Annotated in this window: 9 protein-coding genes and 3 pseudogenes; 9 read left to right on the plus strand and 3 right to left on the minus strand. The window is 66.9% G+C overall.

Annotated features, from left to right (window positions below; translation table 11 throughout):
- The first annotated feature begins 321 nt into the window (after positions 1-321).
- Entirely contained in the window at positions 322-1686 is a 1365-nt protein-coding gene (locus MMB17_RS19145) for a hypothetical protein (RefSeq protein ID WP_241099936.1), read from the plus strand.
- Positions 1687-2152: 466 nt separating this feature from the next.
- Here MMB17_RS19145 and MMB17_RS19150 read toward each other — a convergent pair.
- Positions 2153-2635 (minus strand): annotated as a pseudogene (locus MMB17_RS19150) (IS3 family transposase); the annotation flags it as partial.
- A gap of 2 nt (positions 2636-2637) precedes the next feature.
- Here MMB17_RS19150 and MMB17_RS19155 point away from each other — a divergent pair.
- Positions 2638-3276: a recombinase zinc ribbon domain-containing protein gene (locus MMB17_RS19155; protein WP_241099937.1), complete on the plus strand. Its 639-nt coding sequence runs from the start codon at positions 2638-2640 to the stop codon at positions 3274-3276.
- Positions 3277-3855: 579 nt separating this feature from the next.
- On the opposite strand, the gene MMB17_RS19160 is transcribed toward MMB17_RS19155, so the two are convergent.
- Positions 3856-4212 (minus strand): hypothetical protein, encoded by a 357-nt coding sequence (locus MMB17_RS19160; protein WP_241099938.1) that lies wholly within the window; start codon positions 4210-4212, stop codon positions 3856-3858.
- Positions 4213-4565: 353 nt separating this feature from the next.
- Between MMB17_RS19160 and MMB17_RS19165 the strand changes: the two genes are divergently transcribed.
- The 3 genes and pseudogenes from MMB17_RS19165 to MMB17_RS19175 all read left to right on the plus strand — a co-directional run.
- Positions 4566-5501, plus strand: coding sequence for a plasmid recombination protein (locus tag MMB17_RS19165; protein WP_241099939.1), 936 nt, complete (start codon positions 4566-4568; stop codon positions 5499-5501).
- Positions 5502-5753: 252 nt separating this feature from the next.
- Positions 5754-7415, plus strand: coding sequence for a DUF3987 domain-containing protein (locus MMB17_RS19170; RefSeq protein WP_241099940.1), 1662 nt, complete (start codon positions 5754-5756; stop codon positions 7413-7415).
- Positions 7416-7711: 296 nt separating this feature from the next.
- Positions 7712-7984 (plus strand): annotated as a pseudogene (locus MMB17_RS19175) (IS5/IS1182 family transposase); the annotation flags it as partial.
- Between the two features lie 99 nt (positions 7985-8083).
- Here MMB17_RS19175 and MMB17_RS19180 read toward each other — a convergent pair.
- Positions 8084-8605, minus strand: coding sequence for a dihydroorotase (locus MMB17_RS19180; protein WP_241099941.1), 522 nt, complete (start codon positions 8603-8605; stop codon positions 8084-8086).
- A 354-nt stretch (positions 8606-8959) separates the two neighbouring features.
- Here MMB17_RS19180 and MMB17_RS25435 point away from each other — a divergent pair.
- The 4 genes and pseudogenes from MMB17_RS25435 to MMB17_RS19200 all read left to right on the plus strand — a co-directional run.
- Positions 8960-9169 (plus strand): annotated as a pseudogene (locus MMB17_RS25435) (ISL3 family transposase); the annotation flags it as partial.
- Positions 9170-9918: 749 nt separating this feature from the next.
- Complete coding sequence (locus MMB17_RS19190) at positions 9919-10233, plus strand: hypothetical protein (protein WP_241099942.1); 315 nt, start codon at positions 9919-9921, stop codon at positions 10231-10233.
- A 168-nt stretch (positions 10234-10401) separates the two neighbouring features.
- Positions 10402-10980, plus strand: a complete 579-nt coding sequence (locus MMB17_RS19195; protein WP_241099943.1) for a hypothetical protein — start codon at positions 10402-10404, stop codon at positions 10978-10980.
- Entirely contained in the window at positions 10980-11849 is an 870-nt protein-coding gene (locus tag MMB17_RS19200) for a metallophosphoesterase (RefSeq protein WP_241099944.1), read from the plus strand. Before MMB17_RS19195 ends, MMB17_RS19200 begins: the two co-directional genes overlap by 1 nt.
- Position 11850: the final 1 nt, after the last annotated feature.

Consider the following 11850-nt stretch of genomic DNA (forward strand, 5'->3'; position numbering starts at 1 on the left):
GGAATCGCTCCCGGCGCTTCGCCGCCGGGGAACGCGGCGGGGCGGAGATAGGCTCTGCCCGTCTGCGAAAGATCGACTCAGATGACCATAAATGACCGACCGTCGTAGCGGATCGGAAAGAAATGATCGCGTGCTGAGCGCAAAGCCTCCGGTTTAATCGACGCTCGTCCCAATTTTTTGGCAATGATAAAAAGTCATACCGTTTTAAGGATTTGTTTCTTGGAGCAACTCGATTTTGGATTCTAAGTTTTATCGCCAACCGTTTGAATAAAAACAAATCAATACGGAAGGGCATAAATCAAAGACTTGGGGTGCTCCGAAATGCAGGACAGGGTCGGTACTCATTGGCTTGCCCGAGCCGTCGTTACAAGCGGCCTCGCCATTCTCGGTAGCGGCCTCGCCCACGCTCAGCAGCAAGAACTCGACGCGGAGCCGAGCCGCGTGAACCGCGCACAGAGGGTGACCGTCCCCGAACCGCGGCGGAAGAAGATCCCCGCGTCGGCGCCGAGCCCCGTCGCTCCGCTGGCGGCTCCCTCCGTACTCGACGGGAAATGGACGTTCGGCGGCGCGATCCGCGCCCGAATCGATGCGAATTTCGATGCTACGAACGCTCGAACCGGCGCGCCCGATACCCGGAGCTATTTCGGCTTCGACACGCTGATCGTGAAAGCGGCTTACGATTCCAGCACGTTGTTCGGAGCCGCCCAATATCGCTTCTACGGTGGTGCCTATCCCTACACGCGTGAGTCCGGCTACAAGAGTACTTTTGGAGAGTTCAACTTCCTGCAGTTCGCCTATGCCGGCGTCAAACTCTCTCCGGAGGATAGCATCTCCGTTGGCCTGCAACAGGTGCCTTTCGGATTGGTGCCTTACTTCAGTACGACGTTTTTCGAGACGGTGGGTTTTGTCGCCGGACTGGAGGAAGTTTACAATACAGGCCTGAAGTTCTCTCACGTCGAAAAGGACTTCAATTACCAGCTTGGTTATTTTCCCGCAGACGGCGGGAATTACTTCGGCATCAGCCGCGACGCCTCGCGGTACTCGACCAACGTCGTCAAGGCCGATAGCTACGTGGCAGGTGGCTCCAACAACGTCGAGCAGCACATGCTGGTCGGGCGAGGCGAGTACACCTTCTTCCGGAACGAGGCCGTAACGGCGACAGTCGGCGCCTCGATCTGGCACTCAAGCATCTACAATTACGACACCGGCACTTACGGCTCCAAACAGCAGGAGGCCCTCCATTTCGTCGGGACGTACGGGCCTTGGACCTTGCGTGCGATCGGTGCGCGGGTTGATATCGACCCACGGAACCCTGGGGGGCGTAACAGCCTGATCACCATCGGCAGCTACGACGGCTCGTACAATCTGGCAACAAAGGCGTTCTTCTTCTCTGGAGATCTCTCGTACAAGTTTACGCCGACTGTTGGCCCGTTCACTGAGATTGTGCCCTACTTTAACTACAGCGCATACTACAAGGATCAACGCGCCTACCGCGACACGGAACGCTACATCGTCGGATCAGCCTGGACGATCCGCAACATCAGCGGCCTTTACGTTTACACGGAAATGCGCATTGGCCGGAATGATCCCTATACAGGGGCTGGGCAATACACCCAGGGCCTGGCCGCAGGCGGCGACAACAAATTCAAGAAAAGCTTTTACGTCAACATCGGATATTATTTCTAATATGGTTATGTTTTTGTAATCAGATGGTCGTCCATGCCGATTTAATGGGTTGGCATTCTGTCGTGATCGCCAATATAATGGTATGAGTTATTCATATTATCGGTTTTGCAGGCAGTTGCGGCCCTGGACGCTATATCGTCCAGGGCCGCATGCGAGCATCAGTTTTCCGAAATAATACCCGTCATGCGATCTGCGCGCCGGGGACCGGCCGGCCAAAAAGGTAGCCCTGAACCTGTTTCAGCCCCTCCGCCCGGACGAGGTGCCATGCGGCTCGGTCTCGGCGCCCTCCACGAGGGTGGTGATGCCCAGGCTCGTGCCGAGGCTGCCACTGGCAGGTGATCGATGCGGACGGACACGATGTCGATGCGGTCCTCAGTACGTCGGTCCATAGCCGCTACCATCGACGGCCCACCGACCTACCGGTCAGCGGCAATGATCCTCCCTCGACATCGCGGACACAGGGAGATCATTTCGCGGTCCTCTCGGCTTGCTCGGGGGTGAGATAGCCGATTGCCGAGTGGATGCGTTGCCGATTGTCGTAGCCCTCGATGTAAGCGAACAGATCGCGCCGCGCTTCATCTCGGGTCGCCCATCGTCGCTGATGGACGAGTTCGACCTTGAGGGTGTGGAAGAAGCTCTCCATCGGGGCGTTGCCGTAGCAGCAAGCCGTCCGGCTCATCGACGGCTTCGCCCCCATGCCGGCAAGCTGCCTCCGGTATGCCTCGGCCGCATACTGGCTGCCGCGATCCGAGTGGCAGATGAGCCCGGCGGCCGGCCGCTGCCGCTGGGCGGCCATCATCAATGCCGCTACGCTCAGCTCGGCGTGCATGTGATCGCGCATCGACCAACCGACGATCTTGCGCGTGGCCAGATCGAGGACGGCAGCCAAGTACAGCCAGCCCTCGCCGGTCGGCAGGTAGGTGATGTCGGCCAGCCAAACCGTGTGGGGCCATGACCATCCGTACCGGCAAGGGCGGGCGCTATCGTTACTATACCTGCTCGATCAAGGCGCGGCAGGGCGAGACCGGCTGCTCCGGCCGCTCGATCCCGATGCCGCAGCTCGACGCCATCGTCTGCGACCATATCGAGAACCGGCTGCTCCAGCCCGAGCGGCTGGAGGACATCCTGGCCTCGATTCTCGACCGGCGCGAGGAGCGAGCCGACCGCCGCCGCGAGCATATCGCCGAGCTGAACCGCCGCGCGGCCGAGACCGAGCTTCGGCTGAAGCGTCTCTACGAGGCGATCGAATCAGGCGTGGCCGATCTGAACGACCCGGCACTGAAAGAGCGTGTCGTCGCGCTCCGGGCACTCCGCGATCAGGCGCAGGCCGATTCCGAACGGGCGCAGGCCCAGCTCGAAAGCTCCGGCCAGATGGCCGTCACTCCCGCCGCGCTCCGCAAGTTCGCGACCGCCGCCCGCAAGCGTCTCCGGCAGGATGGTGGCGGCTATCGGCGGGAGCATCTGCGCGCCTTCGCCCAGCGCGTCGAGGTCGGGGAGAGACATTTCCGCATCATGGGATCGAAAGGCGAACTGCTCCGCACCCTCACTTCTGTCTCTAGCGGGAAATCGGCGTGCCCACTATGGGACTGAAATGGCGGAGAGGGGGGGATAATCCGCCAGATTATGTGAATCTAGAGCGCCGAGCCATGAACGGATCCACTCCGAGCCCGCGCTGGCTTCATCGACGTGTACATTGCACCCGTTAGGACGCGATGCAAGGGAATGTGTGCCAGCTCAGGTTTGCCACCACCTTGTTGCCGGGGGGCGGCGGCTCGCTCCGTTCGGTACAAGCCACGCATGACAGTCTCCGATCGTTCAGAATGCGCAAAACGCGCGAAATGCCGGTAAAGCAAAGGCCCTATTTCACCGTGCTTGACCAAGGTTCCGCTCCGCTCGCCATCCTCCGAGGTAGCCCACTCCTAAGGACATCCTAGTCGGTCTCTAGGATGTCCCTGCCAGGTTGCCCCACCCGGACAGCAAGTGTGCCCGGCACGCCCCCCTCGACACCGCTGCACGGAAGCCACGAGACGGAGGCCACGAGCCCCTCTCCTCATCGACCGCAGGATCGTTCCTCTCGGGGATCGCCGCAACCACCGCCTGCTCAGTCGCGTCGAGGATGTGACAGGCGATCTTCCACCGCCCGCCGCAAGCATCCTACAGGGGATTAGGTCACGTTCGGCTTCCTCTCGCGGGAGAGACGGAGCTGCTTGAGCCTCCGCCGCAGCCCTCTCCGCACTCGCTCCCTCGTGCGCGTGACGATCGAACGGATAGCCGGCCGCGGATCCCGCCCGGGCTGCGGCAGCGGGGGTGACGGCGAAGGCCCTGGGCGAGACGCTCGGCCTGCAGGCGCCGGTCGATCCCGGCGATCAGGGCCTCCGGGCCGAGCCTCGGCGGGGCCAGCGCGACGGCGAGCAGCAGGGCGTGGCCGGTCCGCGCCGCAATCTGCCGGCGCAGGAGGTCGGGCGCCCGGGTCGCGGCGATGTGGACCCGCGCTTGGCCGTTGAGGATGGTGACGACGATCTTCATCGGCGCCTCCTCAGCATCGTACGGAGGCGGTGCGGTCGGCACGCCCGGCTGCGGAAGCAGGGATCGGGTTGACGCGGAGCACGCGTCAGCGAATGGTCCTGGGAACCATGGTGCACACCTCTCCAACAGGTGGTTGCTGTGGCAAGGCCGCGCCCGTGTTACCAGCACAGGTGACGGCCGCCTCATCGCGGGGCGGACATCGTGGGCCTGCACGGCCGTGTCTGCCGCGAATCGACAGGCTGCGCCATTCGGGCCGTCGGCGCACCGCGAGCCTAACCCCACCGTAAACGGAAAGCCGGGCGGCGCCTGGTTCCTTGCGGGGTGCTGGCGATAATCCGGGGTGGAGGTGCCCCGTGTCGACCCAATTCCTACATATCAGCCTGTACGGCCCCGCGCCCCGCAAGGGGCAGCCCCCCTGGTCCAGCATCGCCGGCATCGTGAGCGAGGGCGCCCGCGCACCCGGCGCTGCCCGCCACGTCGCCTATCCGGCCGAGCCGACCGTCCTGCACGGGCGCTCGCCGATCGAAGCCGGCCGGATCGCCCTGGAGCGGGCCGAACAGGCCCGCGACGCCAAGGGCCGCCGCCTGCGCCGCGACGGTGCGGTGCTCGTGGCGGCCGTCCTGTCTTATCCAGTCCCCCGCACCCTCGTGGAAGACCGCGACGCCCCGGATGCCCAAGACCTTTACAACGCCTGGCGTTCGGAGGCCGCTCAGTGGTGCCTCAACCGGTTCGGGGACACCCTCGTCTCGCTGGTCGAGCATCACGACGAAGAATACCTACACCTGCATGCCTACGCCGTCCCGGCCCTCGGCCCGGGTAACCGCCTGGCGCTGGAGGCGATCCATCCCGGGCGAGCCGCGCTGAAGCAGGCCGAAGCCGGTGGGCGGGACAAGGCCGGCCAACGGGCGGCGTACCTGGAGGCGATGAAGCGCCTGCAGGACGAGTTCCATGCCGCGCTCAGCATGCGCTACGGCCATGCCAGGGTCGGACCGCGTCGGCGTCGGCTGGAGCGCACCGAGCATCTCCTTGTGAAGCAGGCCCGGATGCGTGAGGCGGAGCGGGAGCGGGCCTATGCGGAGGAGGAAGCGCAACTGAGGACCGCAATCCAGGCCGAGATGCTGGAGCGGTTCGCCTCAGTGCTGATGGAGACGCGCAGGCGGGCGGATGCCCTTGCGCAGGGCCGCGAGGCCGACCTGGAGCGCATCGCGGCGCTGAGTGCCGAGTGCACGCGTCTCCAGGAGGCGCTGGCAGGCCTCGCCCCGGAGGACGGACCGAGCTTCGGACGCTGAAGACGGCGGAGCCGGCGGGGGACGCCGCCCCCTCCTTGCACCGGCGCGTCGCGGTAACCCAACTTGACCCCGATCTGTTGCCGGGAGGACACGCACAACGGCGAATAATGGCGGCCGAAGAGGATTCTCGAATTATCCTACATTGTATCGCTAGCCCGGCGGCCCTTCTGTCCTCGACCCTCTGCGCATCGGCCGACTTCCCCGCGGATCGCGTGACGACGCGATCCGCACCGACTTCCGCTCAGGTGCGCCATGACCCTCGATCAAGCTGACCGGCCCGACCCGAACCGTCCGGCCGACCTCGCCCCTGCAATCCTGTCCTCCGACGGCGCCCCCCTGCGGCCCGAGGCCGGGGCGGCCGGCCTCGCCGACGACCGTGCTGCCGTCTCCGCGGGCGGTGACAGACTCGCCGCGCTCTCGGAGGTGAGCAAGGCCGCGTTTCCGCGCGATCCAGACCTGTCCTTCCTCGCGCCCACGATGCTGCCGGCGCCGGGCTTCCCGATCGAGGCGCTGCCCGATGGGGTGCGGCAGTTCGTGGATGCGGCGGTCCGGGGCCAGAAGACCCATCCGGCCTTCGTGTTCACCAGCGCCGTCGCCACGCTGGCCGGGGCGGTCGGAACGGCGGCCCATCTCTGGGTGAGCGCCGATTGGCGCGAGCCCAGCGTGGCCTGGACCCTCATGGTGGCCGCGGCCGGCATGGGCAAGTCGGTGGCGATGGGCAAGACGGTCCACGTGCTGACCGCGCTCGGCATCGCGGCCCTGGAGCGCGCGGCGGCCGCCCCCGCCGAGGAGGAACTGGCGCAGATGGTCCGTGCCGAAGTCAGGCGGCGCACGCAGCGGGCGATCCGCGACGGGCTCGACCGGGCCGAGACCGACTTCTCCGCCTACGTGGTGCGCGACGAGGCGGCCATGAGGCCGGCGGCGCTGAACACCTGCACCAGCACGACCCTGCCCGGCATCCTCGATCGCATCGCGGCCCAGCCGCGCGGACTGCTGCTGGCGCAGCCTGACGTGATCGGCCTCGTGCGCGGCCCGACGATGCGTTCGGACGAGGGCCGCTCGGCCCTGCTGCAGGCCTATGACGGCGACCCCTATGTCCGGGAGCGCGCCACAGGTGCGCAGGTGATCCCGGCTCTGCAACTGAGCCTATGCGGCGGCGTGACCCCGGACAAGCTCGGCGCTTTGATCGGCCGGGAGGATGACGGCCTGCTCGCGCGCTGCCTGGTCAGCTACCCGCAGGTCGAGCGCGATCCGGAACTTGCACCCCGCGGCACCGCGGCGGCGCCCCCGATCGAGGCGGTGCTGCGCCATGTCCTGGCGCTGCCGGCCGCGCGCGAGCGCTTCGGCGGCCACACCGTACTCCTGAGCGAGCACGGCCGGCGGGCGGTCGAGGTCGCCTCGCGCCGGTGGGCGAAAACGGCGGACGATACGGACGGGATGCTGGCCTCGACCTACAACCGTGCCACGACCCAGTCGCTGAGACTGGGCCTCGTGCTGGCAATCTTCGAGCACGTGCTCGCCGGCAAGGCCGGCTTCCCGCAATACCTCAACGAGGACTGCGCCCGCGCGGCGGTGACGCTGGTCGACATGCATTACCTGCCGAGCGCGGAGCGCGCGCTCGAACGCGCCGAGGCTCGTCCGGACCCGGACAGGGGCCTGCGCGACATCGCCCGGTTCATCGCCCGCCATGTCGACGACGAGCGTGTCGGTGCCCCGACCTTCAACGCGCGAGCCTTGCGTGAGGCGCCGCGGGCGCCGTCCGGCCGCGACCACCGCGTCTGGACGCAGGCGCTGGAGCGGCTGGTCCATCTTGGCTGTATCACGGAGGCGCCGCGGCGCAACGCCACCGGCCGGACCCGGAGCGACTATCGCGCCCATCCCGAATTCGTTGCGGCAGCCCGCAGGGTACTGTGAGGCTGGCCAATCAGGGGCGCCGGGAGCGAGAGAATTCTCTCCCGGCGTTTTGCCCGTTTTGCGCATTCCGTGCAGCCTTGCGAACAACGATCGAAGGTTCGTTCTCCAGCCGCTCGACTCAAACCAAATGTGTGGGCACACGAGACAGATGGGGACGGCCAGCAGAGGCGCTCAAACAGGCACTTGGACGCTGATACGCAGGCCGAGCGGATCGCGTCTCTGACGCTATCCCCTGCGAGACCAGCATGTCCGCCTGATCCTCAATCAGCCCGGTCCAAAGCCAGCCGGTCAGGTCATCGGTCGACGGCACGATGATCGAGGCCTGGGCCTCGATGAAGAGCTTCCGGCCCAAGGACGGCTCGGGCGGGCCGCCGGGGCCGAGCCGCAACGGCGAGCGCGACTTCCGCCAGGAGAAGCGCTCGAACGCGACCCACGCCTCGACCACCGACCCGGACGCCCGGCTCTACCGCAAGGCGGACGGCCAGGAGAGCCGGTTGTGCTACCTCGGCCACGCCTTGATGGAGAACCGCAACGGCCTGGTGGTGGACGCCAGCCTCACCCAGGCCACCGATGTCTTCGCGGCGATGCAGGTTGCGCAGGGCCTACTCCCTGCAGAACGATCAATAGGTCACCGGACCGGCCAATTTTTCTTCGGCCGCAACGGCTGCTCAGGCTCGATGCGGAGCCGCTTGGACTTGACCGCATCGCGTCTGTTGCGCAGTCCGGCAAACCCTTCCGTGCCACCAGGAGCGGTTGCAGCCCCGAGGGTAGCTGGACCGTTCGCCCTCCTGGGCTGCCGCCGGGGAGGGCGGTGTGCATAACGAAATTCCCAAAAGAGCAGCGGCAATCACCACCCTCATCCCGATCCGCTCCATGCGCTCGAGCACGGGCGCGAGGCCGGGAATGTCGGTGACCCCATGGTGCGCGTTCGTGGTGGCCCCCGCGGGGTAGAGCTTGGCGGCGAGCCAGACGCCTTCGGCATGCCCCCGCTCGATCTCGCCGGGATCGGCGGCGTCGGTCAGGTAGCAGGTCATCAGGGGACGGAAGTCGGATCCGGGCGGCAGGGCGGCGAGGATCCGCGCGCGATAGGCCTCGGCGGCCTCGACCGTGGTCACCGGCGGCACGAGATTGGGCATGATGATCCCGCGCGCGAACTGCGCGGCGGTGTAGGGCAGGACGGCCCTCAGCATTTCGCCGTCCCGCAGATGCACGTGCAGTCGTCGGGGCGGCGGATGACGATCCGCTCCGGGGCGTTGCCGGGACGGCGTCGAAGAGCGCGTCCACGCTCATGCGCACATCCTGTTGAAGCTGGAGCGCGATGTCCTCTCTCGCGCGACGGCCTGGTTCGCGCGAGAGACCAGGATCCTGCCGTCGGGGTCTTCCGGTTCATGAGCGCGAACCAGGCCAACTTCCCGGTCGCCGCCATGGCCCGTGTGCTCGGCGTGTCGAAGGCAGGCTACTATGCTTGGGCTGGGCGAAAACCCTCGGCACGAGCGGAGGCGGACGCCGCGCTGCTGAAGCGCATCCGCACTGTCCATCTCGGCTACGGCACTATCGTCATCGACATCGACCGCCGAAGTCCCCCCGACCGCTCGGCCGCGGAGCCCCGGCGTTAGCCGTAGATCCGGCTCGTGGCACGCGACTGCTTGACTGAGGATGCACGCGGCACGACGCTGGGTGCACCCGACGCCATGCAGGTTGCCGACCGGTGGCACTTGCTAATCACCACCCGCCACACGATCGGGCGCTGGCTTGACGAAGCCGCCAAGGTCGTCAATCTCGGTCGTCGTTTCTGCATGATCGTGCACAGCCGCTGCCGCGGCGCGCGGACAGATTCAGATGCCATCGCGGCCTTCGACGCGTGGCTGCCTATAGTCCACGGTTGCAGCGTACGCGTTGTTGCAAGCTTCGCCGCCAACCTCGATTAGGGCGGAGCCGCCGTCTGAGCATGACTTCTCCTCCACTGAAGTTGCGGGCAAGCAGAGGGACAGACCAACCACCTCAAGCTACTCAAGTGTACCACTTGCGGCCGCACTATGCCCGGACTCCTTCACCGCTGTTCTCTTTTTAGATCCCTTATGCACCAAACTTAGCGATGAGCCATCCTGTGGGGACGGATAAGTGTATGTGATGATTTCTCTGGAACAACGAATCTCGTCGAACCTTAAAATCACAATCATTTATTGGATAAGCATGTATGAGATTTTATTTAATGCACTGCTGTCATGCATCCTTAGATTTGTCCAGCGACCCGCTCTTCGCTGGCATCAACGGTATACGCAGATACGTTAAGGTTAAAGAATAATCCGGCGCTCTTCTCTCCAGGCGGCACTTGCATTTGTGGCGAAGCTCGCCAGATGATGTGCCAGGGCAGGCTGGACGTCTGCTCGACGTAGGAGTTGGATCCGGTGTCCGCCCTTTCCCGGGGGCGGCCGCCAGCGCGGTTCCCGCCGCGCCAGCGACCTGACCATCCGCGTCTCTCTGCTGTGACAGGAGACAACACATGGCTGAGGCCATCTACGGCGGACTCGTGTCCGCGCGCAACACCGTCCGGCCCACGCTCGCCGGTCCGCCCATCCCCCACCCCGACCTCGTCGTCCACCCGCTGATCACCCCCGACGTGCAGGTCGCCCTGCTCGCTGCCGTGGACGAGACGGGCGATGCCTGCCTCGGCGACCTCGCCGACGCCATCCCCGCGCACCCGCAGCCGATCTCGGCCGTCCTCGCCCTCGTCGACGCCGGACTGCTCGCCATCGACCTCGTCTCCGCCTTCGACGCCTCCTGCCGCGTCTGGCGGATCGGCCCCGCGCGCCACTGATCCCCACCCCGACCGTCGGTCCCTGACCGCCCGCTGCGTTCGCGCCGGGTCCCCACCCGGCGTGCGCTCCTCGCGTCCGGCCCATGCCGGAGCACGCGCGTCCTAATCACCCTTACCGTCCACATCGACGCACCGGCCGCGCAACCGCGGCGGTGCGGGAGATCCCGCATGCCCGTCCTCCTCGCTAGGCTCCTCCACCTCTTCCGCCTCGCCATCGCCATCGGCTTCCCCGTCCCCGGCACCAGCCTCCGGGTCGCGGGCGACAGCCTCACCGGCCTGCAGGTCATCGCCGCCGACTGGCCCGATCTGCCCCGCGTCCAGGCGTGGCTCGCCGAGCGGCGGCACGGCGGCGTCTACGTCCTTGTCGGTCGCCGCGGCGGCAGGATCCGCGTGAGGGTGGGCGAGGGCGTCAAGCTCTGGACGCGGCTGGGCGACCACAAGGCGGATCCGCAGCTCGACTTCGTCGAGGAGGTCTACGTCCTCGTCTCGCCCGCCTTCCACAAGGGCGCGACCGTCTACCTGCAGGAGGCGCTCTCCGAGATCGTGCAGGCCGAGCCCGGGCTCGACTACCACAAGGGTTGCGGCCCGCTGGCCGGCTTTCCCCTCGGTGACGCGGAGCGCAAGTCGCTCGACCTCGCCGTGCTGCTCGGGCTGAACCTGTTCTACGCCGCCGGCCTGCGCGTCCTGCAGCCGGGCCAGAGCCGGCTCGCCCGGCAGGTCGCCGCCCTCCTGGCGGAGGCGGCGTGATGACCGGCCCCACGAACGCGGCGGGGACGATCCCCGCCGACCCGTCCACGGCCGCGGCCGCGCGGACCTTGCGCGTTCAGGTGGTCAGCGACCTGCACGTCGATGTCGCCGACACAGGGCGGCTGCGCCTCGCCCCCGGCGCCGACCTCGTCGTCGTGGCCGGTGATACCCGCGCGGACACCGACGCCGCCTTCGCCTACCTGCGCCGGCGCATCCCGGCGCCGACGCCGATCGTCGCCGTGCTCGGCAACCACGAGTACTACGGCGGTTCGATCGCCACCGAACTGGAGCGGGCCCGGGAGGCCGCCGGGCGCCTCGGCATCACGCTTCTGGAGGACGAGGCGGCCGTGATTGGCCGCGTGCGTTTCCTCGGCGCGACTCTGTGGACCGATTACCGCTTGTTCGGCCCGGCGCACCTGGCGGTGGCGATGGCCGCGGCCCGGCGCGGGATGAACGATCACCGCCTGATCTCGATCGGGCGCGGGTCGGAGCGGCGCCCGTTCCTGCCCACGGACGCCGCTGCCCTGCACGCGGCCTCGGTCCGGTTCCTCGACGACGCGCTGGCCCGGCCGTTCGACGGGCCCAGCGTGGTCGTTACCCACCACGCCCCCCACCCGGTCTGCGTCGCGCCCCGCTTCGGCCGCGACCCGCTCAGCGCCGCCTTCGCCAGCGACCTCTCCGCGCTGATTGATGCCGGGGGCCCGGACCTGTGGGTCTGCGGCCATACCCACCACCCGGTCGACACGTGGCTCGGGCCGACCCGGCTCGTCTCGAATCCCCACGGCTACCGTGACGAGTGCCGTGGCACCTTCGACCCCGCCCTCGTCGTCGAGATTCCGCTGACACCGCGCACGGAGGACAGGTCGTGAG

Source organism: Methylobacterium organophilum, assembly GCF_022533465.1.
GTDB classification, from domain to species: domain Bacteria; phylum Pseudomonadota; class Alphaproteobacteria; order Rhizobiales; family Beijerinckiaceae; genus Methylobacterium; species Methylobacterium organophilum.

Bases quoted from the DNA above. Each gene is read 5' to 3' on its own strand.
- MMB17_RS19145 (WP_241099936.1), top strand. From the start codon at position 322: ATGCAGGACAGGGTCGGTACTCATTGGCTTGCCCGAGCCGTCGTTACA.
- MMB17_RS19155 (WP_241099937.1), top strand. From the start codon at position 2,638: ATGACCATCCGTACCGGCAAGGGCGGGCGCTATCGTTACTATACCTGC.
- MMB17_RS19160 (WP_241099938.1), bottom strand. From the start codon at position 4,212: ATGAAGATCGTCGTCACCATCCTCAACGGCCAAGCGCGGGTCCACATC.
- MMB17_RS19170 (WP_241099940.1), top strand. From the start codon at position 5,754: ATGACCCTCGATCAAGCTGACCGGCCCGACCCGAACCGTCCGGCCGAC.
- MMB17_RS19180 (WP_241099941.1), bottom strand. From the start codon at position 8,605: ATGCTGAGGGCCGTCCTGCCCTACACCGCCGCGCAGTTCGCGCGCGGG.
- MMB17_RS19190 (WP_241099942.1), top strand. From the start codon at position 9,919: ATGGCTGAGGCCATCTACGGCGGACTCGTGTCCGCGCGCAACACCGTC.
- MMB17_RS19195 (WP_241099943.1), top strand. From the start codon at position 10,402: ATGCCCGTCCTCCTCGCTAGGCTCCTCCACCTCTTCCGCCTCGCCATC.
- MMB17_RS19200 (WP_241099944.1), top strand. From the start codon at position 10,980: ATGACCGGCCCCACGAACGCGGCGGGGACGATCCCCGCCGACCCGTCC.